General features: G+C 48.7%; 26 protein-coding genes and 3 pseudogenes. 27 read left to right on the top strand and 2 right to left on the bottom strand.

Going from position 1 to position 25749, the window contains the following annotated elements; all coding sequences use genetic code 11:
• Nucleotides 1–94: 94 nt before the first annotated feature.
• The 25 genes and pseudogenes from ACIQY3_RS22240 to ACIQY3_RS22120 form a co-directional block, all read left to right on the top strand.
• Nucleotides 95–376: pseudogene (locus ACIQY3_RS22240) on the top strand (S1 RNA-binding domain-containing protein); the annotation flags it as partial.
• Nucleotides 377–560: 184 nt separating this feature from the next.
• On the top strand, nucleotides 561–839 hold the full coding sequence (locus tag ACIQY3_RS22235; protein ID WP_403023606.1) for a hypothetical protein: 279 nt from the start codon (nucleotides 561–563) through the stop codon (nucleotides 837–839).
• Between the two features lie 151 nt (nucleotides 840–990).
• Nucleotides 991–1299 carry an integration host factor subunit beta gene (gene ihfB, locus ACIQY3_RS22230; RefSeq protein ID WP_403023603.1) on the top strand — a complete coding sequence of 103 codons (309 nt, stop codon included), beginning with the start codon at nucleotides 991–993 and terminating at the stop codon, nucleotides 1297–1299.
• An 11-nt stretch (nucleotides 1300–1310) separates the two neighbouring features.
• Complete coding sequence (locus tag ACIQY3_RS22225; RefSeq protein ID WP_403023600.1) at nucleotides 1311–1550, top strand: LapA family protein; 240 nt, start codon at nucleotides 1311–1313, stop codon at nucleotides 1548–1550.
• Between the two features lie 234 nt (nucleotides 1551–1784).
• On the top strand, nucleotides 1785–2861 hold the full coding sequence (rfbB, locus tag ACIQY3_RS22220) for a dTDP-glucose 4,6-dehydratase (protein WP_403023597.1): 1077 nt from the start codon (nucleotides 1785–1787) through the stop codon (nucleotides 2859–2861).
• Nucleotides 2858–3751, top strand: a complete 894-nt coding sequence (rfbD, locus tag ACIQY3_RS22215; RefSeq protein WP_403023594.1) for a dTDP-4-dehydrorhamnose reductase — start codon at nucleotides 2858–2860, stop codon at nucleotides 3749–3751. Before rfbB ends, rfbD begins: the two co-directional genes overlap by 4 nt.
• Nucleotides 3748–4626: a glucose-1-phosphate thymidylyltransferase RfbA gene (gene rfbA, locus ACIQY3_RS22210; RefSeq protein ID WP_403023591.1), complete on the top strand. Its 879-nt coding sequence runs from the start codon at nucleotides 3748–3750 to the stop codon at nucleotides 4624–4626. Before rfbD ends, rfbA begins: the two co-directional genes overlap by 4 nt.
• A 171-nt stretch (nucleotides 4627–4797) precedes the next feature.
• Entirely contained in the window at nucleotides 4798–5847 is a 1050-nt protein-coding gene (locus tag ACIQY3_RS22205; RefSeq protein WP_403023588.1) for an LPS O-antigen chain length determinant protein WzzB, read from the top strand.
• A 126-nt stretch (nucleotides 5848–5973) separates the two neighbouring features.
• Nucleotides 5974–6528, top strand: a pseudogene (gene rfbC / locus ACIQY3_RS22200) (dTDP-4-dehydrorhamnose 3,5-epimerase); the annotation flags it as partial.
• A gap of 6 nt (nucleotides 6529–6534) precedes the next feature.
• Nucleotides 6535–6969 (top strand): sugar 3,4-ketoisomerase, encoded by a 435-nt coding sequence (locus tag ACIQY3_RS22195; protein ID WP_403023629.1) that lies wholly within the window; start codon nucleotides 6535–6537, stop codon nucleotides 6967–6969.
• 63 nt (nucleotides 6970–7032) lie between these two features.
• A complete protein-coding gene (locus ACIQY3_RS22190) occupies nucleotides 7033–8154 on the top strand; it encodes a DegT/DnrJ/EryC1/StrS family aminotransferase (RefSeq protein ID WP_403023586.1) in 1122 nt (373 codons plus the stop codon).
• A gap of 6 nt (nucleotides 8155–8160) precedes the next feature.
• Nucleotides 8161–9432 carry an O-antigen translocase gene (locus tag ACIQY3_RS22185; RefSeq protein WP_403023583.1) on the top strand — a complete coding sequence of 424 codons (1272 nt, stop codon included), beginning with the start codon at nucleotides 8161–8163 and terminating at the stop codon, nucleotides 9430–9432.
• Nucleotides 9433–9473: 41 nt separating this feature from the next.
• On the top strand, nucleotides 9474–10439 hold the full coding sequence (locus tag ACIQY3_RS22180) for a glycosyltransferase family 2 protein (RefSeq protein WP_403023580.1): 966 nt from the start codon (nucleotides 9474–9476) through the stop codon (nucleotides 10437–10439).
• A gap of 2 nt (nucleotides 10440–10441) precedes the next feature.
• On the top strand, nucleotides 10442–11614 hold the full coding sequence (locus ACIQY3_RS22175; RefSeq protein ID WP_403023577.1) for an O-antigen polymerase: 1173 nt from the start codon (nucleotides 10442–10444) through the stop codon (nucleotides 11612–11614).
• A gap of 67 nt (nucleotides 11615–11681) precedes the next feature.
• A complete protein-coding gene (locus ACIQY3_RS22170; protein WP_403023574.1) occupies nucleotides 11682–12815 on the top strand; it encodes an NAD-dependent epimerase/dehydratase family protein in 1134 nt (377 codons plus the stop codon).
• A gap of 11 nt (nucleotides 12816–12826) precedes the next feature.
• Nucleotides 12827–13393, top strand: coding sequence for a serine O-acetyltransferase (locus ACIQY3_RS22165; protein WP_403023571.1), 567 nt, complete (start codon nucleotides 12827–12829; stop codon nucleotides 13391–13393).
• A complete protein-coding gene (locus tag ACIQY3_RS22160; protein ID WP_403023566.1) occupies nucleotides 13390–14388 on the top strand; it encodes a hypothetical protein in 999 nt (332 codons plus the stop codon). The genes ACIQY3_RS22165 and ACIQY3_RS22160 overlap by 4 nt, the downstream gene beginning before the upstream one ends.
• On the top strand, nucleotides 14385–15365 hold the full coding sequence (locus tag ACIQY3_RS22155; protein ID WP_403023562.1) for an NAD-dependent epimerase/dehydratase family protein: 981 nt from the start codon (nucleotides 14385–14387) through the stop codon (nucleotides 15363–15365). Before ACIQY3_RS22160 ends, ACIQY3_RS22155 begins: the two co-directional genes overlap by 4 nt.
• A gap of 10 nt (nucleotides 15366–15375) precedes the next feature.
• Nucleotides 15376–16386 (top strand): glycosyltransferase family 4 protein, encoded by a 1011-nt coding sequence (locus ACIQY3_RS22150; protein ID WP_403023559.1) that lies wholly within the window; start codon nucleotides 15376–15378, stop codon nucleotides 16384–16386.
• 96 nt (nucleotides 16387–16482) lie between these two features.
• Nucleotides 16483–18477 carry a polysaccharide biosynthesis protein gene (locus ACIQY3_RS22145; protein WP_403023556.1) on the top strand — a complete coding sequence of 665 codons (1995 nt, stop codon included), beginning with the start codon at nucleotides 16483–16485 and terminating at the stop codon, nucleotides 18475–18477.
• Nucleotides 18478–18605: 128 nt separating this feature from the next.
• Nucleotides 18606–19541 carry a glycosyltransferase family 2 protein gene (locus ACIQY3_RS22140; protein ID WP_403023553.1) on the top strand — a complete coding sequence of 312 codons (936 nt, stop codon included), beginning with the start codon at nucleotides 18606–18608 and terminating at the stop codon, nucleotides 19539–19541.
• A 197-nt stretch (nucleotides 19542–19738) separates the two neighbouring features.
• Nucleotides 19739–19855 (top strand): annotated as a pseudogene (locus ACIQY3_RS22135) (isomerase); the annotation flags it as partial.
• A gap of 60 nt (nucleotides 19856–19915) precedes the next feature.
• A complete protein-coding gene (locus tag ACIQY3_RS22130) occupies nucleotides 19916–20353 on the top strand; it encodes a sugar 3,4-ketoisomerase (protein WP_403023624.1) in 438 nt (145 codons plus the stop codon).
• Entirely contained in the window at nucleotides 20346–20729 is a 384-nt protein-coding gene (locus ACIQY3_RS22125; RefSeq protein WP_403023550.1) for a GtrA family protein, read from the top strand. The genes ACIQY3_RS22130 and ACIQY3_RS22125 overlap by 8 nt, the downstream gene beginning before the upstream one ends.
• A gap of 19 nt (nucleotides 20730–20748) precedes the next feature.
• A complete protein-coding gene (locus ACIQY3_RS22120) occupies nucleotides 20749–22215 on the top strand; it encodes a hypothetical protein (RefSeq protein ID WP_403023547.1) in 1467 nt (488 codons plus the stop codon).
• A 157-nt stretch (nucleotides 22216–22372) separates the two neighbouring features.
• On the opposite strand, the gene ACIQY3_RS22115 is transcribed toward ACIQY3_RS22120, so the two are convergent.
• Nucleotides 22373–22849 carry an acyltransferase gene (locus tag ACIQY3_RS22115; RefSeq protein ID WP_403023544.1) on the bottom strand — a complete coding sequence of 159 codons (477 nt, stop codon included), beginning with the start codon at nucleotides 22847–22849 and terminating at the stop codon, nucleotides 22373–22375.
• Between the two features lie 116 nt (nucleotides 22850–22965).
• Nucleotides 22966–24096, bottom strand: a complete 1131-nt coding sequence (locus ACIQY3_RS22110) for an SGNH/GDSL hydrolase family protein (RefSeq protein ID WP_403023542.1) — start codon at nucleotides 24094–24096, stop codon at nucleotides 22966–22968.
• Between the two features lie 305 nt (nucleotides 24097–24401).
• Between ACIQY3_RS22110 and ACIQY3_RS22105 the strand changes: the two genes are divergently transcribed.
• Nucleotides 24402–24737 (top strand): ComEA family DNA-binding protein, encoded by a 336-nt coding sequence (locus ACIQY3_RS22105; RefSeq protein WP_403023539.1) that lies wholly within the window; start codon nucleotides 24402–24404, stop codon nucleotides 24735–24737.
• A 204-nt stretch (nucleotides 24738–24941) separates the two neighbouring features.
• Nucleotides 24942–25736, top strand: a complete 795-nt coding sequence (locus ACIQY3_RS22100) for an SDR family NAD(P)-dependent oxidoreductase (protein ID WP_403023536.1) — start codon at nucleotides 24942–24944, stop codon at nucleotides 25734–25736.
• Nucleotides 25737–25749 lie beyond the last annotated feature (13 nt).

Raw genomic sequence — 25749 nt, 5'->3', positions numbered from 1 at the left:
ATCTCACCAGGAACAGCGCCTGCCCGACCAAGAACTTGTGGAACGGGACGCGGGTCGCTTCTAAGCTTTTATTGGCCCAGCGGGCAATCTGCACGTTGGCGACGTTATCGAAGCGACTCTGAAAGCCTCCGAAATCAGCCGTGACCGCGTTGAAGACGCGCGCAACGTTCTGAAAGAAGGCGAAGAAGTAGAAGCCAAGATCATCAGCGTTGACCGTAAGAGCCGCGTAATCCAGCTCTCGATCAAGTCGAAAGACGTTGAAGACGAGAAAGAAGCTATCCAGAGCCTGCGCGATAAGCCAGCTACGGAAGCCGCTGCTACTGGTGATACCACCATGGCTGCACTGCTGCGTGAAGCAATGGCCAAGCAGAACTAAGTTCTGTAAGACCATAGAAAAAGGGCGACTTCGGTCGCCCTTTTTTGTGTCTGTAATTTGAGCTCATGAACCAATGCCCTCCGCGCACTGTCTCTTTCTTTAGTCGGATCAATCGTTTATTTGCAGCTAGGCTTACGCCTGAGGCGAACGAGAGCCGGGCGTAGTGCCCGGCATAAGGAAGTGAATGAACAAGTTCATTGTCGCAATAGCTGTGCTGACATTGACGGGTTGTGCCGCTAACGCCAAGACACACGTCGTGCGTGGAGTCAGTGGTATAGAGATCGATTGCTCGGGGTTGGGCTCAGGCTGGGAGAAGTGTCGCAAGCGAGCTGACAGGGAGTGCAAGGCCGCCGGTTACAAGGTGGTTGCACGATCTGACGATGCTAAAGAGGAGGACGAGTTTCCCTTTGGCTTCAATCCCGCTGGCTACCTGACCCGCACCATGTTGGTAATCTGCAGGTGATAGGGTGGTAGTCGGGAGCGTGTTCGATGCCCTGAAAATGAGCGCATCGGTGCTGGTAATGATATGTCAAACCCTGGGCTGTTCAAATTCCTCCGGGCATGCTAAAACCTTTGAAGCGCTGATCTAGCTGCTTGAAAAAGAAGGGAAAAATATGACGAAGTCGGAGTTGATCGAACGAATTGTCACCCATCAAGGGCTACTCTCATCCAAGGATGTAGAGCTGGCCATCAAGACCATGCTTGAACAAATGTCCCAATGCCTGGCCACCGGGGATCGTATCGAGATCCGTGGTTTTGGCAGCTTCTCCCTGCACTACCGCGCGCCGCGCGTAGGGCGCAATCCCAAAACCGGTCAGTCCGTCAGTCTTGACGGTAAGTTCGTTCCGCATTTCAAGCCGGGCAAGGAGCTGCGTGATCGGGTCAACGAAGAAGAGGAGGAAGGCTTTGACCTCCATGACTAAAGGGTCGGCGCATGCGTAATCTCAAGCGTGTGCTCCTTGGCGTAGTTATCCTGTTGCTGATTGTGATAGTTCTGGCGTTCGTCCTTGAAAATCAGCAATCGGTTTCCCTGTTGTTTCTTGGCTGGGCAGGTCCACAATTACCGGTATCAATGCTTGTAGTTCTTGCGCTGCTGTTAGGCATGCTGATCGGGCCGATTCTGGGATGGTTTCTGGGGCGTACGTCCAGAGCCTCCCGCAAGCGTCTCGTCTGACCGCCATAAGCATGAGGCGCATCTCGGGTTTGCGTCACAGCTTGTCTATATCCATTAGTAAAAGCGTCATTAAGCTGTAAAATGCTGCGCTTGTCCGATAATGGCACGTTCCTGCGTCGGTTCAGACTGATTGTGCCAGAAGCCTCTGCTTACTTAGATGATGGCTTTTGCATTCATGGATTAGACAGCGCTCGGTTGGCGGCCCTGTCAGTAACTCAAAGGGTGTAGTTTCGCGTGAAAATTCTAGTAACCGGCGGCGCCGGATTCATTGGTTCGGCAGTCATCCGTCATATCATTTTAAATACGGCTGATTCCGTCGTTAACGTCGATAAGCTGACTTACGCCGGTAACCTTGAGTCATTGGCCGAAGTTAGCCAGAACTCACGCTATGTGTTCGAGCGCGTTGATATCTGCGACCGCGATCAAATCGACCGTGTCCTGCGTGAACACCAACCAGATGCCATCATGCACCTGGCCGCAGAGTCTCACGTTGACCGCTCGATTTCCGGTCCATCTGAATTTATCCAGACGAACATTATCGGCACTTACACCCTGTTGGAAGCAGCGCGCCACTATTGGGCTGCACTGGATGATGGGCGCAAAGCCAATTTCCGCTTCCACCATATCTCGACTGACGAAGTCTACGGGGATCTTGAAGGTCCGGAAGACCTCTTCACCGAAACTACCCCGTATCAGCCAAGCTCACCGTACTCTGCGAGCAAGGCCAGTTCCGATCACCTGGTTCGCGCCTGGAGTCGTACCTATGGCTTACCGACCCTGGTCACCAATTGTTCTAACAATTACGGCCCGTGCCACTTCCCTGAGAAACTGATCCCGCTGATCATTCTCAATGCGCTGGAAGGCAAGCCACTGCCGGTTTACGGTAAAGGTAACCAGGTCCGCGATTGGCTCTATGTCGAAGACCACGCCCGTGCGTTGTACAAAGTCGTGACCGACGGTGTGATCGGCGAGACGTACAACATCGGCGGCCATAACGAAAAGCAAAATATCGATGTCGTGCACACGCTTTGCGCATTGCTCGACGAATTGCGTCCGGACTCCGCCTATCGCCCACACGCTAGCCTGATCACCTATGTCCAGGATCGCCCTGGCCACGACCAGCGTTACGCCATCGATGCCAGCAAAATTCAACGCGAGTTGGGTTGGACGCCGGAAGAAACATTTGAAACCGGTATCCGCAAGACTGTCGAGTGGTACCTCAATAACACTGAGTGGGTTGCTCATGTGAAGAGCGGCAGTTACCAACAGTGGATTGATCAGAATTACGCCGATCGTTCGAGCAAGGCATGAAAATCCTCCTGCTGGGAAAGAACGGCCAGGTAGGATGGGAACTGCAACGTTCGTTATCGCCGCTTGGTGAGTTGATCGCGCTGGATCGTCATGCTGTCGATGGTTTGTGTGGTGACCTTTCCGATCTTGAAACTTTACGTGCGACGATCCGTCAGGTTAAGCCTGACGTCATCGTTAACGCTGCGGCATACACGGCCGTCGATAAGGCTGAGTCCGAAATGGACTTGGCTGAGCGCGTGAATGGTAAGGCCAGCCAGGTCATGGCGGAGGAGGCGGCGTCCTTGGGCGCCTGGCTGATTCACTATTCCACCGACTACGTCTTCAGTGGCCAGGGTTCTACGCCATGGAAGGAAACCGATGCAGTCGCGCCGGTGAATCACTATGGGGCCAGTAAACTGGCAGGTGAACAAGCGATTGCTGCGTCGGGTTGCAAGCACCTGATCTTCCGCACCAGTTGGGTCTACGGCGCCCGTGGCAATAACTTCGCAAAGACCATGTTGCGTCTGGCGAAGGATCGCGAAACCTTGAGCATTATTGCCGACCAGATCGGAGCGCCGACGGGGGCAGACCTGATAGCGGACGTGACGGCGCTGGCCATCCAGCAAGTCTTGCAACGCCCGGAATTGGCAGGCTTGTATCACTTGGCAGCCAGCGGTGAAGTCTCCTGGCATGACTATGCCAATCATGTGATTGAGTTTGCCCAGGCCAATGGTGAGCAACTTGCCGTCAAGGCAGTCAACCCGATCGAAACTACCGCTTACCCAACTCCTGCACGCCGTCCTCTGAATTCGCGCTTGAATACTCAGAAGCTACGCGACAATTTTTCTCTGCACTTGCCGGATTGGCGAAGTGGTGTAACCCGAATGCTTAGGGAAGTTCTGAATAAATGACCATGACAAATCGTAAAGGCATCATCCTCGCTGGTGGTTCGGGCACGCGGTTGCACCCGTTGACCCTTGGTGTTTCCAAGCAGATGCTACCGATCTACGACAAGCCGATGATCTTTTATCCGCTGTCGGTGCTGATGCTCGCGGGTATGCGGGAGATCTTGATCATCTCCACGCCTGAAGACTTGCCGTGTTTCCGCAAACTTCTGGGCGACGGGAGTCTTTACGGCATTAAGCTGACCTACGCTGAGCAACCAAGTCCAGACGGTCTGGCACAAGCGTTCGTTATCGGTGAGGAATTTATCGGCAAGGATCCTTGCTGCCTGATCCTGGGTGATAACATTTTCTACGGTCAGCACTTTTCCGATAATTTGCGTTCGGCCACTAACCAAAAGGTAGGTGCAACTGTATTTGGTTATCACGTGTCTGATCCTGAGCGTTTTGGTGTTGTTGAGTTTGATGCGTCGGGCCGTGCCCTGAGCATCGAAGAAAAGCCAGCAACACCGAAGTCTAACTACGCGGTAACAGGTCTGTATTTCTATGATAATGATGTCGTTGAAATAGCAAAAAGTATCCAGCCATCCGAGCGTGGTGAGCTGGAAATTACCGATGTCAATCGGGTCTATCTTGAGCGTAAGACGCTTAGTGTGGAAATGCTGGGGCGCGGCTTCGCATGGCTTGACACGGGTACTCACGATTCGCTCCTGGAGGCCAGTCATTTCGTTCATACAATTGAACAGCGTCAAGGACTCAAAGTGGCTTGCTTGGAAGAAATTGCCTTTACCAATGGCTGGATTGACAGAGCGCAGTTGGCCGAACAGGCAGAGCGCCTTAAAAAAACAGGCTATGGCCAATATCTCTCCAAACTGCTGAATTAATGCTGCATTTTTCAGTGGCAGGGTGCGACTCCTGTCACTGATAGTGAAATGTGAAAGCGCAATTGGGCTCGACTGGTTCTCGAGGCTGGTGTGCTAGCGAATTCGGCAAAATGCGACCAAGCCGTGATCTCCTAACAGATCGAGACCAGATTAAAACAAGGCTCAAAAAACATGCGAAGCGATATTCCGAATAATCAATACTCCGACGAAATAGATGCTTTTTTGATCGCGCGGTCGCTGTGGAGCCGCGTGTGGGTAATTATTGGCGTCACCGCGATTGCAGGCATCTTCGGCTTGATGTATGCGTTCTTAAGCGACCGTGTTTACGAAGCCAGGGCTTACTTAGTTCCTCCCACTCAAAGTGATATCGCAGATTTGAACACCGGGCGCACTCGAGAATTTGAGCTTACTCCCTATTCGATTGAGGACGTTTACCGTTTATTTTTGCGGAATCTACGGTCCGAATCGCTACGTCAGGAGTTTTTTACAACCGAGTACCTGCCAACGCTTAGCGAAGATCAAAAGGCACAGTCGCAAGATGCGTTGTACGCGGATTTTCTAAAAAAACTCCAGGTGCTTCCGGTCACTGCAGATGAAACGGGTCGTTATTCTGTGGTTGCACAAACCTCCAGCCCTGAAAAAGCGGTCGACTGGGTTAAAGGCTATATAAAACACGCCGAGTTGCTGGCTAATAACGAAATAATGAAAAACGTCTCCTATGAGGCGAAAATTCGCGCGAAGAACGTTAAGCAAGAAATCGATACCAAGCGTGAAACGGGTGAAACCTCACGCGGGGATACAATTACCAAATTGCGAGCAGCATTGAGCGTCGCTCAAGCGGCGGGTGTGCAGAAGCCAACAGTATCTTTTGGGGGCTCTCCGGTAGCTGGGAACTTGGAGGGTGACATGAGTTTCCTTCGAGGTGTTGAAGCACTTAATGCTGAGATAAAGAACCTTGAAACCAGATCATCGAACGACGCATTTATCAGGGAACTGCGAGACCTCCAGGCCAAGAAAAGTTTTTATGACAAGCTTGCAGTCGCACCCCGAGATATTAATATGTATCGTTACGATGGCGTAGTCGAGACGCCAGAAACTGCTATTAAGCCCAAAAAGACACTTGTCATTGCACTGGCATTGGTACTTGGGTTGATGCTAGGGGTACTATCCGCCTTTGCTCTTTATCGCCTGGATGAAGCCCGAAAGAATACCTATTCCTGATTGTGGTTCATCGAGACGCGTGCTTTACACGCGTTTCGTAGTTTCAGAGGCAACTGGAAACATGCCTTAAGTTATTTATAAATTATTGCCGGCAGGATGTTTCATAGCCGTTTAAGGTGTAAAGACATGAAATTGCTAAAAACCGATTTACAGGAAGTAGTGATAATAGAGCCAACGGTTTTTAGGGATGATCGTGGCTGGTTCAGTGAAAGCTTTAACGAACCGCGCTTCCATGAGGCGCTTTCTGAGTTGGGGTTACCTATTCCCAGAAGCTTTATTCAGGATAACCACTCTTGCTCGCAAAAGGGCGTGCTTAGAGGGTTGCACTACCAGTTGTCTCCTCACGCTCAAGGGAAACTGGTCAGAGTCGTTTCTGGCGCAGCTTACGATGTCGCGGTAGATATTAGAAAAGGTTCACCTACCTATGGGAAATGGGTAGGAGTCGAATTAAGTGCTGCTAATAATCGAATGCTGTGGATTCCCGAGGGGTTTGCTCACGGGTTTATCGCATTGGAAGACGATACGCATTTCTTATATAAAACCACTGATACTTACTGCAAAGAGCTTGAGCGTAGTATTCGGTGGGATGACGTAGATATTGGTATTGAATGGCCTGAAGGAATTGACCTGATCGTCAGTGAAAAAGACAGGCAGGCCAAGGCATTTAGTGACGCTGAGTTACCGACTATCTACATTCCCGGTACCACGCAACTCCTCGATTTGGAAGTGATCGGGGACAATCGTGGCAGCCTGGTCTCCTTGGAAAAAGGGCGGCAGGTCCCGTTCGAAATCAAACGTGTCTATTATATCTTTGGCACACTGCCTGGAGTCAGTCGAGGATTTCATGCGCACAAACAACTGCGGCAGCTAGCAGTGTGTGTGTCAGGAAAGTGTCGCATGGTGATGGATAATGGTGTCTCAAAAGAAGAGGTCTGGCTGGATTCGCCCAAAAAGGGTGTTCTAATCAATAACCTCATTTGGCGAGAAATGCATGACTTCAGTGAGGATTGTGTATTAGTCGTGTTTGCAAGTCATGAATATGATGAGGCTGACTATATACGCAACTATGACGAATTTATAAGTGCTGTAGCGACCAATACTGCATTGAGTGGCTTGAACTAACCGGTACCTGAGTCGTGGCAAGTCGACATAGGTTTTGGTAATACGGAAATAACGGGTGTTCTGATGATTGAGTTTTTAAGTTTGAGAGATGTGAATGCAGCCTACGCTGCTGAGCTCAAGGCTGCCTGTGCGCGAGTCATTGACTCCGGTTGGTACATCCAGGGAAAAGAGCTTGAGCAGTTCGAAATAGATTTCGCAAAGGCATGTGGTGCGAAATTCTGCTTTGGCGTGGCGAATGGGCTGGATGCGCTCACTTTGACCTTGAGGGCTTGGAAAATTCTCGGAAAGCTGAGCGTTGGCGATGAAGTGATCGTTCCTGCCAATACCTACATTGCGAGTATTTTAGCCATCACCGAAAATGGCTTGATCCCGGTTCTCGTTGAGCCGGATGAGTCTTTGAATATTTCCCCGGCTCTTATCAAGTCGGCGATTGGGCCTAAAACGAAAGCGATCATTCCCGTTCATTTGTATGGGCAGTTGGCTGACATGCCAGCGATCATGAGTATTGCCAAAGACCACGGCCTATTGGTTCTGGAAGACTCAGCGCAGGCACATGGCGCTAGTATTGGCGGAAAAATTGCGGGTAGCTGGGGTGATGCAGCAGGGTTCAGCTTTTATCCAGGGAAAAACCTTGGGGCGCTTGGAGATGCCGGAGCCATCACCACTAATGATGAGGAATTGGCTCACGTTGTAAAGGCCCTGCGTAATTATGGCTCTCACGAGAAATATAAAAATATCTATCAAGGTGTAAATAGCCGGCTTGATGAGATACAGGCGGCAATGCTAAGTGTGAAACTGAAATATTTGTCAGAAGATATTCAGAGTCGCAGGAAAATAGCAGAGTTGTACATGAACGGCATTAATAATGATCTCATTCGCCTGCCCATAGAGAAAGGTGTATCTCCATTAACTCTCGAGAGCCACGTATGGCATCTCTTTGTTGTACGCTCAGATAAGCGAGATGCGCTGCAGAAACACTTGGCCGCAGCGGGTGTTCAAACGCTTATTCATTACCCGATTCCACCTCACAAGCAACAAGCTTACAAGGACTGGAATAACTTGTCTTTCCCGATCACCGAAAACATACACGATCAGGTTCTGAGTCTCCCAATCGGGCCAACAATGTCTTTGGATGATGCTGCGACAGTGATCAGCGCGTGTAACAGTTTCAACGGTAATGGTTGAAGGATAATGACGCTGATTAAAACGAGTTTGCTCAACGGGATTGCTGTTCTCGTTAAAATGCTCACGCTGCTCGGGATAAATAAAGTACTGGCAATTTATGTTGGCCCTGTGGGCTATGCGGCGCTCGGACAGTTTCAGAACGCCATTCAAATGATAACTACATTTGCTAGCGGCGCGATCAATACGGGCGTTACCAAGTACACGGCAGAGTATCATTATGATGAGAAAAAGCAGCAGTCTGTTTGGCGAAGTGCTGGGACAATAGCTATCTCAGGCTCGTTACTATGCAGCGTCATCATATTGGTATTCAGTGACGAATTGGCAAATTGGATACTTAAAAGTACAGCGTTTGGAGGTGTTTTCAGGTGGTTCGCGGCCACTCTGGTTTTCTTCACCTTGAATACACTTCTGCTCGCTATACTCAATGGTAAAAAGGATCTGATTCGTTATGTGGCTTCCAATATTGCCGGAAGCGTATTTGCGTTTATAGTGACTACAGCCCTGTCTATATTTTCAGGGCTCTACGGTGCCCTGATAGCACTGGCCATTTATCAGTCAATCAGTTTTTTTGTTACTCTGTTTATTTGTTTCAAGGCCCCGTGGTTCCGTTTGACATACATGTTCGGACGTATCGACAGGGAAGTGGCGAAAAACTTCTTGAAGTATACCGCTATGGCCCTGACTTCAGCGGTTTGCGTACCGGTCAGTCATATTCTTGTGCGCAATCACTTAGGTGCGACGCTTGACTGGGAGGCAGCGGGTTACTGGGAAGCTATGTGGCGCCTGAGCGCCGCATATTTGATGTTAGTGACGACAACCTTGAGTGTTTACTACTTACCCAAGCTTTCGGAACTAACAAGTCAGGAAGAGGTAAGAGAAGAAATAATACAAGGCTATAAGTTTATTTTGCCTTGTGCTGCAGTTTGCGGATTAGTGATCTACCTGTTGCGTGATTTTATAATCCAGGTGTTGTTTACCGCTGACTTCCTTCCCATGAGAATCCTGTTTGCCTGGCAAATTGTTGGTGACACACTGAAGATTGGTAGTTGGATTTTAGCCTACGTCATGCTTGGTAAGGCGATGTTCAAACTATTTATATTCTCGGAAGTATTCTCCGCGGTATGTTTCTATGTGTTGACTGTTGTTTTAACTAAGTATATGGGGTTGGAAGGTGTTTCATTGGCTCACGCAATAAATTACGCAATTTATTGGGTCTTGATGATGTGGTTTGTTGCAAGGGCGCTCAAAAGGATGAAAGCCGAAGGTTTGGCAGGCTGACAGTGTTGGGCACTTGATTTTTTTTTCGTGAGGCGGTTACGTTGAATATTTATAATCCAAAAGTTTCTGTAATGATAATAACCTATAATCAATCTCATTTGATTGCGGAAACTATCGAGAGCGTTCTTGTTCAAGATTATAAGAATCTTGAAATAGTAGTGGCGGATGACGCTTCAACTGATGGGACGCGAGAAGTAATTTTAGATTTTCAACGTCGGTATCCCGATATAGTGATACCAGTCCTGAACGAGAAAAATATTGGCATTACTGGTAATTCCAATGCTGCCTTTTTTGCTTGTAGTGGTGAGTTAGTCGCTATTTTGGGCGGTGATGATCTATTCCTGCCTGGGAAAATAAAAGCACAGGTTGCACAATTTGAAGATTCGAAAGTAGTACTTTCCTATCACCCTGTGGATATTTTTAATCATGCGGACGGGAAAGTTCTTTTTCGCACCAACACGACTGAAAAAGAAAAAATCAATAACGTCTACGATCTGATATCGAAGGGGGGAATCCCCGGTGCATCTTCTGTCATGGTGAGACGTTCTGCATGCCCTTCGCACGGATTCGACCCGCTCTTCCCGGTTGTATCGGACTGGATTTTTTATATTGAAGTTGCGTTGCGTGGCGAAATTCGCGAACTGGCTGGCGTTTATGGGAAGTACCGTAAACACGGGTTGGGAGCAAGTGACCGAACATTTGAATTGCTGCAAGAGTCTCTTTTGACGGTTGATCTTATTGCTCAGCGTTATGAGAATGATCCTTCTATTCAAAAAGCCTGTCAGCAAGGTGGGTATCGTTATCTTCTTGGAGAACTATTTCGACAAGTTGTTAAAAAGAACAAGGCCAACGTAGAAGCTCTTCACCCTTTGTTTTTAAAGTATTCTCCTGGCAATAAAAAGTTGTTGACCAATGTTTTGTTCGGCCTACTCAAGAATTCGCTGGTTTTCAATTTTGTATCCGGTGCGCTTCCAAGATTAAAAAATGCAATCAAACGGAATGTGTAAGTATGCTTAATCCGGCATTTGTTTATATCTCTATGTGGTCGCTGGTTCTGCTGTTGTATTTTTTCGGCTTGACGACCAATTTGGTCTCTCCGTCAATAGTGGGGCTGATGGTCATATTGATGAATATGGTCAGCATATTCCTGCTCTATGTGCTTTTGAAAGGTCGGAAGAAAGTTCAATCTCTAAGCCTGGAAAAAGAAGGGGCTTATATAGGTATTGTTGGTAGGTTCTTTCGTTTGCTGTTCGGTATTTGGATAGTTGGCACGGTTTTCGAAGTGTACTACTCCGGCGGCGTCCCTCTCTATTGGCGTCTTGCGGGTATAGATAAGCTGTACACGGAGTTTGGTGTTCCTTCTCTTCATGGTGTAATGAACGCTTGTTATTTGCAAATGTTGTCAATGGCAACTTATTTGTCAATAAAAACGAAGTCCAAAACATTGGCTTTGGTGATCGCTGCATTGTTGTTCTGGCCAGTACTTATGTTAGGGCGAGGGATTTTGCTAAGCGGATTAATACAAATAGTCTGTGTGTCTCTTTTGTTGACGAAGATATCGTACAAAAAGATATTTGCACTGCTTATTGTTGCTTTATCCGTAGTCGTTGTATTTGGCTATCTTGGCGATATGCGACAAACTTCAAATCCGTTTTCCTATCTGGTATCGGGCAGATCCGCAGAAGTTTTTGACGCACTGCCAAGCGGCTTTCTTTGGTTCTATGTTTACCTGACGGCGGGTCTGAGTAACTTTTTCCATAACATAGACATCGTGAACCCTGCATGGTCGGTGTCTTATTCAATGTCTAATATGTTGCCTTCGGTCGTAAAAGCTTTTTTTGGATTAGACGCCAGGAACGATCTGTTTGAGTTTGTGGACCGGAATCTGAATACGTCAACTATTTATGCTGGCTTCGTATCTGATGTGGGGGCCTTTGGTGGCTTTGTCTTCGTTGCCCTGATTCAGTTGGTGTGTTGCTTTGTATATAATACGTCGCTGAAGGGGAGGCCATGGGGGATTTTTGCGTACTCAGTCGCTTTCCAGATTCTCGTGTTTTCAATATTTTATGACATGTTTTTCTTGCTTCCGACGCTGTTTCAGTTTTTTATCTGCTTTTCGCTTTATATTTTTGCGAATATGCGTGTAGGTATTCAAAAAAAGGAACCGCTGCAAGATACGTAAACTTTTGCTTATTCGGAACCCCCAGCTTTAGAAGATTGTTTTACTGTCGATTTCCAGAGGTACCATCATGAAAAAAATTCTAATCACCGGCGGCGCAGGATTCATAGGTTCGCATCTCGTTCCCAAATTGCTGAGCACCAACCATACAGTACGGATTCTGGACCCTCTGACCGTCCAGGTGCATGGCAGTCTTCCGACTGATCTCGATTGGTTGAGTGGTGAAGGGGTTGAATTCATTCGTGGGAGCGTCACTTCCCGAGAAGACTGGATAAAAGCGCTGGACGGGGTCGACGGTATTGTCCATCTGGCCGCCGAGACCGGCACAGGCCAGTCGATGTACGAAATTGCCCGCTACAACGAGGTTAACTCCCAAGGCACAGCCTTGATGTTTGATGTCTTGGGCAAGTTGCCGTCGCATAGCGTTAAACGGATTATTCTTTCTTCCAGCCGTTCGGTTTACGGTGAGGGTGCGTACATCAATCCCGAGACCAATCAGCGGGTCTGCCCGGCTGCTCGCTCGGCCGAGGCTTTGGGTAAGCAAATGTGGGAGCCGCTGTGCCCGTCTACCGGCACCGCCCTGCAACTTGTACCAACGACTGAAACGGACCTTATTGCGCCGTCTTCGTTTTATGCTGCGACGAAGTATGCGCAAGAAGATCTTGTTCGTATCGGTGGCCAATCAATGGGCATAGATTACACAATATTCCGTTTGCAAAACGTCTATGGGGAACGTCAGTCTCTTAACAATCCTTACACCGGAATTTTGTCAATTTTCTCAACCAAAATCCGCCGTGATAGCATTCTTCCTCTTTTTGAGGATGGTCTGGAAAGTAGAGATTTTGTTCACGTTGATGACGTCACGGATGCACTGCTTGCAGGATTGCTCGTCGAGAAGTCGCCAAATACTATCGTGAACGTCGGCAGCGGTATCGCCACCTCTGTTAAAGAGGTCGCAGAAGAGTTGACTCGTGCTTTTGGCAAGGAGCCAAATGTAACAGTCACCGGGCAATTCCGGGTCGGAGATATCCGCCACAATTATGCTGATATCACACGTTTGAACGAACTGTTGGGTGTTCATCCAAAAGTTACTTTGAAGGAAGGTCTCAAACGTTTCGCTGAATGGGTTCTTCAGCAACCGTTGCCGGAAGATCAACTGGAAAAGGCAAATCAAGAGTTACGCGCCCGAAAGTTGATGAACTAAGGAGATCGTTTATGGAGCAGGGCAGCCAGAGTTTGCGCAGTTTGTTGCGTGCGGATATTGACAGGCAGAGGGCGTTGTTTAACGCTCCCCTGGCCACGTCTAAAATAAAGTTGATCTTGGGTATGCTCTCCCCAAGGTTTGCTCCTGTCCTGCTCTATCGTTTGTCTTATTCAATGAATCGTAGGGGCTTCAAAATACTCGCCCGCTTTTTTTCCCTACTGAACTACACCGTATTTGGTATTGAAATAGCTGTTATCTGCAAAATTGGTCCGGGATTGTTTTTTCCTCACACTCAAGGGACTGTGATCGGTGCTGTCAGCATCGGCGCTAATGCAGTTATCTATCAAGGTGTCACTCTCGGTGCAAAAGACCTCGATTTCACATACGACGAAAGTCGTCGTCCGGTTGTCGGCGATAATGTCGTTATCGGTGCCGGTGCGAAAGTCCTGGGAGGCCTGACGCTGGGGGATAACGTTACGGTAGCCGCTAACTCAGTATTGCTCATGAGTGTGCCGGCAGATGTAGTCGTAGCTGGCATGCCTGCAAAGATTGTTAAACAACGGACGATTGAGTCGTGAAGTACTTGTTAGAAAACAAAAAAGTTTTATATATCGCTCCGGTTTTTTTTGGTTATGAGAGTGAGATAAAAAAAGAGTTGGAACAGCAGGGAGCTGACGTTGAGTTTTTGCTGGATCGACCATTTGATTCGCCGTTTTTAAAGGCCTTGACTCGGGTGCGGCGTGAATGGGTGATTGGTGCCGCCGATCGTTATTATAAAAATAAATTGGCTTCAGTTGATACTGAGTTTGACTACATCTTTGTTGTTAACGGACAAACGTTGTCTACCCATACACTTGCGGCCTGGCGTGAGCGGTACCCTTCGGCGAAGTTCATACTTTATATGTGGGACTCTTTTTCTAATCGGCAGCAGACTCTAAAAAATCTAAAATATTTTGATAGCGTCTTTACGTTTGACAAAAATGACTCTGAACAATACAGCGTCAATTTTCGTCCTCTGTTTTTTTCGGCTGGGTTTGAGTCAGTTGATGAAACGCCAGCCCAGTATGATATTAGTTTCATAGGCACGGCGCATACCGACAGGTTTTCCATAGTTGATAAGATTGACAAGCAACTTGCCTCGCCTATTAGAAAGTATTGGTATCTTTTTTTACAGGCCAAGTGGGTTTATTTGCTTTATCGTCTTACCAATAGCGGTTATCGCACTGCTAAATACGATGATTTCAAATTTGAATCTATTTCCAAAGCTGAAGTGCAACGTGTTTTTAATGCTTCCAAAGCGATACTGGATATAGAACATCCCCAACAGACTGGGCTGACTATGCGCACGTTGGAAACGTTGGGTGCGCGGAAAAAATTAGTGACCACTAATTCTAGTGTAAAGCAGTACGATTTCTACTCCGAAGATAATATTTTTATTATTGATCGACACACTCCTGTCATTCCGCAGGCATTTTTAGATAAACCCTATAAGGCGGTTGAGCCCCATATTTATCGTCGCTATAGTTTAGCCGGTTGGCTCGAGGAAATTATCGGTTTGGTGAACGAAAAATGAGAATTCTGGTTACAGGGGCGAGCGGATTTATAGGTCGTGCCTTATGCCTGGATCTCCAGGCCAAAGGTTTTTCCGTACGTGCGATGATGCGGAAGCAGTCCTCGGCTTGTACTGATTACGAGTGTGTGTTTGGTGAGTTAGATGATGAGGCGTTTCTTGCAGGGGCATTGGTCGACGTAGATGTCGTTGTTCATCTTGCAGGTAGAGCTCACCAATTCGGCAAGGCTTCGAAGAATCTGGACGCGATGTTTTCGGTGAACAGGGATCTCACCCTTAAATTTGCTTCTATCGCGGAAGGGCTTGGGGTAAAGCGGTTTGTCTTTGTCAGCTCTATTGGCGTAAACGGTGTAGAAACCGGATTGACGCCTATCGATGAGACGTCGCCGGCTAATCCCGTCAAGGACTATGCATTGTCCAAGTATGAGGCTGAGGTAGGCCTGAGTGCGCGATACGTAGATAAAAATAGCGAAATGGAGCTGGTTATTATCCGGCCTCCTCTGGTCTATGCAGCGAATGCGCCTGGCAATTTCCAAAGGCTGCTCAAGCTGGTTGAGCTTGGAGTGCCCTTGCCTTTTTCTGCGGTCGCTAACCAGAGAAGCATGGTCTCACTTAATAATCTCACTGATTTTATAAGGATCTGCGCGATTCATCCGAATGCGGCTGGCCAGTTGTTTATGGTTTCTGATGGTGACGATCTTGCGTTGCCAGAAATACTTGAAGCGCTTTCAGAAGGAATGGGACGGAAGTCCAGGCTCTTTTACTTTCCCGTACCGATCATGTCGGCAGTGAGCAGACTGCTCGGTAAAGCTGCGTTAATGACGCAATTGTGCGGTTCTTTCGTATTGAGCTCTGGTAAAGCACGGACGTTGCTAAACTGGACGCCACCTTTTTCTTCACGTGATGAGCTGATCAAATCGGCGCGAGAATTTGAGTTGTCCGGTGAAGCACGCCGTTCAAAACCGGGACGGTCCCAATAAGGAGTTTTTAATGCTGTGGTTATTTTTACCGGTCATCGCGATTTCTTCTTTCGCACTGACTTGGATTCTTCGTCGGTACGCATTGGCTCGAAGTCTTATCGATGTGCCCAACGCACGTAGCTCTCACACAACGCCCACTCCCAGGGGGGGCGGTGTCGCCATCGTCTTGTGCTTCCTGGCCGCTACCGTCGTGATGTTCTTTCTGGATATGTTGCCGCTGAATCAGGTGATAGCACTGCTGGGTGCCGGTTCGTTGGTGGCTATCCTGGGTTTTTTGGATGATCACGGACATATCGCAGCAAGATGGCGCCTTTTAGGCCATTTCCTGGCAGCGTTTTGGGCTTTGTACTGGATCGGTGGTCTCGCACCTATCACTATTTTTGGACTCAACATTGAGCTGGGCCTTTTCGGCTATTTCGTCGCAGCAATGTTTTTGGTCTGGATGCTCAATCTTTACAATTTTATGGACGGCATTGACGGCATCGCCAGTGTCGAGGCGGTAACGGTTTGCGTTGGCGCCGCGTTGCTGTATTCGCTGCAAGGGGGGGCCGCAGTAGTGGGACCGCTATTGCTTGCTAGCGCGGTGCTTGGATTTCTTTGCTGGAATTTTCCCCCTGCACGGATATTTATGGGTGATGCAGGAAGCGGGTTTCTGGGCGTGATTCTCGGTATCTTTGCTCTCCAGGCAGCGTGGGTATCGTCCAACTTGTTTTTTGCGTGGCTGATCCTGCTGGGTGTATTTATTGTCGACGCCACCGTCACGCTGATTCGCCGTTTGTTGAGGGGAGAAAAAGTCTACGAAGCGCATCGCAGTCACGCTTATCAATTTGCCTCACGTCAGTACAAACGGCATTTGCCTGTGACATTGGCGACAGGGATACTCACCATTGCATGGTTGCTACCGATTGCGTTCCTGGTGGTTGATGGCAAGCTGGAAGGCGTAGTCGGATTGCTTATAGCGTATGTACCTTTGGTGTTGCTGGCACTAAAATTCCGAGCCGGGGATGTAGAGCTTCGCTAGCCCGAGTAGGTTTTGGCGTGTTGGTCCTCTGATGAGCCTTCACGGAAAGGGGATACTGACCGTCCAGCCGTTTTATGTAAGGTGCTTAAAGGATTTATGGATAAATTACGTACTTTTTTGGTAGGGCTACCTCGTCGGCAGAAGCGCTTGATTCAGGTGTCTGCGGATATTGTTCTCGTTTGGCTGGCGTTATGGCTCTCCTTTGTGGTTCGGCTGGGGGTGGATGTACTTATAAACCCTTTTACTATGCACGAAGTGCTGTTTTTGAGCGCTCCAGCCATCGCTATTCCCTTGTTTGTCCGATTTGGCATGTATCGTGCCGTCATGCGGTACTTCGGCAGTGATGCACTAATAGCCATCATCAAGGCCGTAACCCTTTCCTCGTTAATCTTGGGTGTTGTCGTGTTCTGGTACAGCAATCACCAGAATATTGTTCCAAGATCGATCATTTTCAACTATTGGTGGCTCAGTCTAATAATGATTGGCGGGCTGCGGCTGGCGATGCGCCAGTATTTTCTCGGTGACTGGTTCACGGCCGCGCAACATGTTCCATTTACCAATCGCGACGATGGCCTGCCCAAGGTTGCGATTTACGGGGCAGGTGCCGCGGGCAACCAGCTGGTAGCCGCATTACGTATGGGGCGCGTCATGCGTCCGATTGCATTTATCGATGATGACAGCAGCATTGCCGATCGCGTCATCGCAGGGCTGCAGGTTTATAAACCCAAACATATTCAGCGCATGATCGACGCGACAGGTGCTCAAGAAATATTATTGGCTATTCCTTCGGCGAACCGTGTAAGGCGTCGTGAAATACTTGGATTTCTGGAAGGATTCCCGCTCCACGTTCGAAGCGTTCCCGGGTTTATGGACTTGGCGAGCGGACGTGTCAAAGTTGATGATATTCAGGAAGTAGATATCGCGGACTTGCTGGGGCGTGACGCAGTACCCGCGCAGGAAAATCTCCTCGAGCATTGCATTAAAGAGCAGGCGGTTATGGTAACCGGGGCCGGCGGTTCTATCGGTTCGGAGCTATGCCGACAAATACTTGAACTGCGTCCGACGACATTGATTCTGTTCGAGCACAGCGAGTTCAACCTATATAGTATTCTTTCCGAGTTAGAACAGCAGGTTGCCAGGAAGTCGTTATCTGTCAGACTGTTGCCGATACTTGGTTCGGTCAGTAATCCACGCAAGTTGCTCGATGTCATGAATACGTGGCAAGTAGATACTGTGTATCACGCTGCAGCGTATAAGCATGTGCCTATTGTCGAGCACAATATTGCAGAGGGTGTCATCAATAATGTCATTGGTACATTAAATACGGCTGAGGCCGCATTGCAGGCCGGTGTTGCCAACTTCGTTTTGATTTCTACCGATAAAGCCGTGCGTCCTACCAATGTGATGGGCAGTACTAAACGCCTGGCCGAACTGACGTTGCAGGCGTTAAGTCGCGAGTTGGCGCCCGTGTTGTTTCGCGATAACTCAAACGTATCTAGAGTTAATAAGACCCGGTTTACAATGGTCCGTTTCGGCAACGTTCTTGGATCTTCCGGATCGGTCATACCGCTGTTTCATAAACAAATCAAGGCCGGTGGCCCGCTTACGGTCACTCACCCGAAAATAACCCGTTATTTTATGACCATTCCTGAAGCGGCTCAGTTGGTAATTCAGGCGGGATCTATGGGAATGGGCGGTGACGTTTTTGTCTTGGATATGGGTGAGCCAGTCAAGATTGTGGAACTGGCTGAAAAGATGATTCATCTTTCTGGCTTCAGTGTACGTTCAGAGAAAAATCCGCACGGTGACATTGCGATTGAGTTTACTGGTCTTCGACCAGGAGAAAAACTGTATGAAGAGCTGCTGATAGGCGATAACGTCGTCAAGACTCCTCATCCGATGATTATGAGCGCAAATGAAGACTTTATATCCTGGGATATATTGAAAGGGAAATTGACGGAATTGATCTCGGCCGTTGAAGCCGATGACTACACACGTGTACGTCAGTTATTGCGTGATACGGTCAGCGGTTATGCGCCAGATGGCGAGATTGTAGACTGGATACATCAGCAGCGACGGCTGGATCCTTGATCGGGGCCACCTCGCTTCAGTCGCCCCCTCCAGTGGAATCGCTGTCCGGTGCTGTTTGGATGCGGACGTTTAGGTAATTGTTTCGAGTCCTGCTTGCAGGACTTTTATAATTTTTCAGGGGTCTCCTTTTGCTAACCTTAGTCATTCCTGTTTATCGCAATGAAGGTTCACTGCCTGATCTGGTCAGCGTGATAGACCGCCTAGATGACCAATTGCAACAAAACCTGGAGGTGGTTTTTGTTGTGGATGGCAGCCCGGATAATTGCTATGAGCTCCTCAGGAAAGACTTGCCTACGCGGAAATTCCGTTCGCAACTGATTTTGCTGTCTCGGAATTTTGGTTCCTTCATGGCTATCCGGACTGGTTTTCAGTTCGGTAACGGGGACCGATTTGCAGTAATGGCCGCAGATCTTCAAGAACCTCCCGAACTAATCGTTGAAATGAATAGCGTATTGATGTCCCAAGAAGTCGATGTCGTAGTCGGTGTTCGAGAGGGGAGGGATGATCCGCTGCTTTCCCGGTTGGCTTCTAAAGCCTTCTGGGGGCTCTATCGTCGTTACGTTGTTCCCGAGATCCCACTCGGAGGGGTGGATATGTTTGCCTGTAGCAAACACTTCCGTGACACGTTATTAACGCTTGAGGAGCGACATAGCTCTCTCATAGCACAGATTTTCTGGCTCGGATTTCGTCGCACCACCGTGACATACAAGCGCCAGAAACGGGAGCACGGTAAGTCAGCCTGGACGTTGCGCAAAAAAATAAACTACATGATGGACAGTGTATTTGCCTTCACCGATCTGCCGATTCGCCTGTTGACACGTGTCGGGGCAACGGGATCCATTTTGGCGTTTTTGTTTGGCTTGATGGTTGTCTGGGCGAAGCTCCACGGTGAGATCACGGTTCCCGGATATGCCGTAACAATATTGATGATTACGTTGCTTGGAAGTTTGAATTTGATGGGTTTGGGTATTGTCGGCTCTTATGCGTGGCGAACTTACGAGAATACAAAGAATAGGCCGCTAGCGATTCCGATGCGGGTGGAGCAATTTGGAGGCCCGGCGTGAATAGTTGTTCGGATCGTTTTATACATGAGCAAGCTATGTGCGCGCCAACTCAAATTGGCGCGGGAACTTCGGTAATGGCGTTTGCACGTTTGAACCCAACGGCACGCGTTGGTGAAAGTTGCTGTATTTTTGATGGTGTATCCATCGAAAAAGACGTAATTATCGGCAACGGTGCAGTTATCAAGCGAAATGCAAAAATTTCTGCAGGTGTCATTATTGGAGATGATGCCGTTGTTGGTTCGGGTGCGGTCGTAACCGCATCGGTACCTCCTGGCGCCATTGTGAGCGGTAATCCGGCGAAAATTGTTGGGTATACAACGGACGCTACACCTGTTGCCCCCGAAAGCAAACCTGGAAATGATGTTCCGTTGGACGTGCAGGGCACAACTGTTACAGGCGTGACCTTGCATAATTTGCACAGGGTCCAAGATAAGCGCGGAAACTTATCAATGGGTGAGTTTGGCCGGAGTATTCCTTTCCTGGTGTCGCGTTACTTCCTTGTTTACGATGTACCAGCGGAGGAAGTCCGTGGTGATCATGCGCACTTTCGATGCCATCAATTTTTAGTGGCAGTAAAAGGAACAGTTCATGTCGTCGCTGACGATGGAACAAACCGTGAAGAGTTTGTTCTGGATCGGGCCGACAAGGGGCTTTATCTTCCTCCGATGACTTGGGGGATTCAGTACAAATACTCCTCGGATGCAGTGCTTTTGGTACTGGCTTCAGATTATTACGATAATGAAGATTACGTCAGAAGTTACGATGAGTTTATCGCCCATGTTGCACTGAGCGTTGACACTAAAAGTGTATAAGATTCCATCAGAAACTAACGTGTTTGGACGCTTTTTGTTATCCGGTGGATTTAATACATTATCGACGTATCTTCTTTATCTGTTATTACTGACAGTGCTCTCGTATCAGGTGAGTTACACGATTTCGTACATCTCAGGTGTGGTGTTGTCTTATTTTTTAAATAGATTGTTTGTTTTTAAAACACACCAGGGGCTGCGATCTGTATTTCTGTTTCCCCTTGTGTATGTGATTCAGTACTTGTCTACCAGCTTGGTACTTTGGTTGCTAGTAGATAATATCGGTGTTGATAGTAGAGTTGCTCTACCCGTTGCAATCGTGATGTTCGTTCCGGTGAACTATTTTCTATCAAGAAAGATATTTTCTGATAAAAAATAAAAATAAATGGAGAGCTAAGTTGAGTAGAGTTTCAGTGTACTGCGGCCTCGCCGTAGCACTTGTTTTTTTAATTACCCACTGGGTCGTGGGCTTCATACCGGTTGGAGATGGGGCGGGTTGGGACGGAAGTGTCTATGTCCAATACATCGAACTCCTGGGCCAGGGAAAACCGATCTTCGGCGATCCATATCGCTCCATCCGCATGTCGGGCTTTCTTCCGCTTATCATTGCTGCTCATCTAGGCGCATCCAAAGCGTTATTGATTTGGCTTCAAGCCGTTCTTAACGCTGTTATGCTATCCATTGGGGCCTCGCTACTTCACGACGTGATGATCAGGTTAAAAGTTAAACAGTCCGTGGCGACATTGTCCATTGCGATCCTTGCGTGCAGTTGGATGTTTTTGTGCATGCCGATGTTTTATCCTATTTTAAGTGATCATGTCGCGCTGGCGCTGGCTTGCGTCTGCTTGTGGTGTTGGGTGCGTTCATACAAGTGGGCGATTTATATACTGTGTGCTTTTTGCGCCTGGATAATGCCGGGGCTGTTTCTTATACCCTTGGTTTTAGCCGCATTGCCACACCGAAGTAATGATACTGCGGTAATAGCCCCCAATAATTACAAGTATAGCTTCGTGTTATTTGGGGTTCTGGCAGTGCCTCTAACAATTTTATTACTGCAGACCATATACCATGTCCCTTTGTCGGCGGTTGCTTCGCATTCTGCCAGCATTAACGGGAAGACGGCGAGCGTCGACATGGTTTTGCTGTCGGCATGTGCGATGTTGGTTTCTTTGTATTTGATCATATGGCTCGCTGTCAGAGTGGGGCTCGATCCGGCCACGTGGAAATCATTAAGCTGGTCTGGTTTGCTAATAGGCGGCCTTTTCTTCGTTGCTTCGGCAACGTTAATGAAGCTCAGCTTTGATTGGAATACTGGCTTTGCAGGTCCTCCGTTGCTCGACTATTTGCTCTATCAGTCTCTCGCGGTGCCATTCAAACCGTTGGTAGCCCATTTTATAAGCTTCGGCCCAGTGATATTGCTTGCCATCTCAGCTTGTCTGAGCTGGGCATTCGGGAATCGACGCTCCATCCCTATTGGGCTTCTAGTGGTATTTCTTGCTTTCTTACCCTTGCTGGCTTTTGGTTCGGAGAGCAGGCAATGGATAGGTGTACTGCCCATCACCTTAATCATCTTCGCTGTTGCGGATTACACTTGGCGGACGCGTGTCTGGTGTCTGGTCGTATCCGCTTTGGTATTGGCTCCGGCGTTTTGGCTGAAACCCTCTATATCAATAGCCGCGGGCACCGGCTTGGGATTCCAGACATTTCAGTGGCAGTTTTATTTCGGCAGGCAGGGACCGTGGATGTCGCTCACAACTTATCAGGTTGGATTGATAGCTTTGTTGGCTTTTGTGGCAGTAACGGTATTGATGCGTATGTACTCTAATCGCTGTTCGGTACAGTGCCGTTCGACGATAACCAACTGACATAGATGCCGTCAACGATACGCAAACTATTTGCGTATCGTCAGGCTTTTTCGGCGGGTAGGCTAATAGCTACTGTCAGATGAACAAGGTATCGCAAGGTGTACGCCACCAAGGTGAGATAACCAATTTCCAAGACCCGCTCGTCAGCGTTAACTTTTTATTTTTTGGGTTGCAGAATTCTCGCGGGATTACCGATAACGGTCACGTTGGCAGGGACGGATCGAGTTACAACGGCACCTGCGCCGATCATCGCGTTCTCACCGACGGTTATTCCAGGAAGGATAGTGCAGTTGGCGCCCAGTGAAGCTCCTTTGCAGATCACGGTTTTGGCAAAGCTTTCCGGGTAGACCTTGCTTCTCGGGAAGCGGTCATTGGTGAACGTTGCGTTCGGGCCGATAAACACATCATCGGCGATAGAAATGCCATCCCAGATTTGTACACCGCATTTGATGGTGACGCGGTCGCCTATGACTACATCATTCTCAATGAAGACGTGATCACAAACGTTGCAATCCTCTCCAATTTTTGCTTGCGGTAGCACATGTGCAAACGCCCAAATTCGAGTACCTTTGCCTATCTGAGATGTCTCGCACAGTGCGTGGGAATGTACGAAATAGTCTTTGGGCTGGGTCATTTGTATCCGATCCATTATGTATTTTGGGCTAGGTAGTTTCCTGCAAATCTGGAGGCATTTCCATGATTTTCGCAGTCAGGCGGCTAGAAATAGATAGCTATTAGAAGAAATATTCCTCAGTATTTTTCACTCAGGATCGCCGACAAGACTACTTCTGCAATGATACGGTGTGCAAAATCGTTAGGGTGATTCAGTCCATTTCCGGTGACGTCGAGGTAAGCTTTTTTACGGAGCATTACATCCCATATCGATGTGACGTCCGCTACAGCTACCGAAGAGTATTTTTGTTGGAGTGACTCCAATGCAGGCAAATAATCATCGACGTTTCTTTTTTTCTGAATGATCGCTTTTGGGTTTGCACGTATTGGACTCACCAGCATGATGGGTACATCTGGAGCTCGCAGCCTGATAGTATCGATTAATTTTTCGAGATTGTTTTTATACTTGGCTGCAGAAAATATACTTTCATCGTTCATGCCGAAAGCTATCACTACCAAATCTGATTTCTTGTCTAGAACTCTATAGTCTACTGCTTTTATTGCATCTTTTGAGGACCAACCACCGACTGACGTATTTCGTGATAACCACATTCCCGGGTAAGTTTCACTAAGATAAGCCATTACCAAACCGGCGTATCCTGGTTGATTAGGGGGGGTATAAATGCTTGTCGCGTTGGCCCCTAATGTTATGGAGTCACCATAGAAAGTAATACTTAGAGGTTTGGTTCCTATCAGTTGTTGAAAACCTCCCAGATCCCCATAGATGTGAGGTGCTAGCGTTGCTTTTTTGTCATACGTAATGGCGTATTGATAACTTTGGAACTCTGTGGTCACCCGCACGCCATAGGTGTTTTTTTCGACGTCTGTGATTTGATCCGAGAATCCGAAAGGTGCGCGTTTAATTCTACTTCCCGGTGTCAGTGTGATCCCCTCTTTTGTGGGTAAGTAATCTTCTGGCTCTTTGTATATTTCGCCGGTGCCGGGATTGTAGACCTGGATGATTCGGATAGGGGTAAACATCGTCGCATGCTCATCGGAACGCCCCTGCTCGGCGTAGAAAGTCTCGCCGTAAACCGTTGGTCCTGTTAGCAACTTGTTTTCCATATGGAATTTTTTTACTGTATTCGAGCCACATTGCAGATTATCGCAAGTATGAAAATTTTCCTCTATTGGCGCTCCGTCGATTGCAACTGCAGCATTGACTGTACCAGTCAATAGAAAGAGAAGCGGGACCAGGGATTGACGCATTTTAATTACGCTCGATTGTGCCGTGTAATGACGATAAGTATTAAATGTCGAGGGGTACATGGTGACTAACAGGTATCGGGAAGGAGAAACGACGACATGTTGTAACGGTCTCAGGTGCTCGCCAGTATGCTTGGGTCGTCCTTCCAAGCCTATCGAAAGTTTATGACATGCCCGGCTGGAAATGGCGAATTTGCCTGTTTAACATCCTGTAACGGACACACTTTTGACAGTTTTTCTCCATCACCTAAGGTTGGATAGCAGCTTCGGAAAGCTGCGTTCTCAATCGATCTTATGGAGCTTCATTTATGCGTACTGGCTATTTCTACTCTCTGGTTTTTGCCCTGCTCACCAGCGCTTCCATTGCTGCTGTCGCCGCCCCCGTGGCCAAGCCCGAGACTGGCAACGCCCCCCTCGCGTTAGAAGTTGCCCCCCAGGCACAGCCTGCCAAAGTTGATCTCAATCAGGCGGATGCACCGACCCTGCAGCGTGAATTGGCGGGTATTGGCGAGGCCAAAGCCAAGGCGATTGTTGCTTATCGTGAAACCAACGGGCCGTTTGCGTCCGTAGATGAGTTGCTGGAAGTGAAGGGGATTGGCAAAGCCATTCTGGACAGGAATCGCGAGAAGCTTCAGGTGAACTAAGCTTGTAGACACTCTGGGGAGGCCGGTCATTGACCGGCCTTTTTGCATTGTGGTGCAGCCATTCCATATCCCTCCTTTCATCAGGATGTGGAAAATTACGACTATCATATCGCTTTCAGATTATGCCTATAATAAATACCGGCGCCGCTGAAGAGTGCTGACCCCAGCGGTTGCCTTCCTTCATTCTTTCCCAGGAGCACAGTCATGACTTCCACCCAGTCCAAAGGTACAGCCCTCGTCACCGGCGCTTCTTCCGGCATCGGCGCGATTTACGCCGAGCGATTGGCGGCACGTGGTTTTGATTTGTTGTTGGTGGCTCGCGACGAGCAGCGACTGGAAGCGGCGGCGAGCAAGCTGCGCACAGAGCACGGCGTTCAGGTTGAAGTGCTCAAGGCTGACCTGACGCAAAAGGATGAAGTGATAAAGATCGAACAGCGCCTGCGCAGCGATTCAAGTATCAGCCTACTGCTCAACAACGCCGGCGTCGCAGCCGATGGCTTGCTGGCCAATGCCGATATGGAGCAACTGGAGCGCCTGATTCAACTCAATGTCACTACCGTCACGCGGTTGGCTTCGGCGGCTGCCGCCAGTTTCGCCGAGGCCGGTCGGGGGACGATCATCAATATTGCGTCGGTCGTCGCGTTGTTCCCTGAGCGGTTCAACGCGACTTATAGCGCCAGCAAGGCGTATGTTCTGAGTCTGACCCAATCGTTGAACGCTGAATTGAATGGCACCGGCGTCCAGGTTCAAGCGGTGTTGCCAGGGGTGACACGCACAGAAATCTGGGAGCGTTCCGGTATTGATGCCAGTGGCATCCCGGCCGAAATGATCATGGAGGCTGGGGAAATGGTCGACGCGGCGTTGTCCGGTCTGGACCAGGGTGAGCTGATCACGATTCCTTCGTTGCCCGACGCTGCCGATTGGGATGCCTTTGTGGCAGCGCGCCTGGTGTTGGCACCGAATCTTTCCAAAAGTAAGGCCGCCACGCGTTACACGTGAGGCGCCATGAATC

Origin of the sequence: Pseudomonas sp. NPDC096950, assembly GCF_044762525.1 — a bacterium.
Lineage (GTDB): Bacteria > Pseudomonadota > Gammaproteobacteria > Pseudomonadales > Pseudomonadaceae > Aquipseudomonas.
The sequence above is the reverse complement of the archived record's forward strand: the minus strand, read 5'-3'. Positions and strand labels throughout refer to the sequence as shown.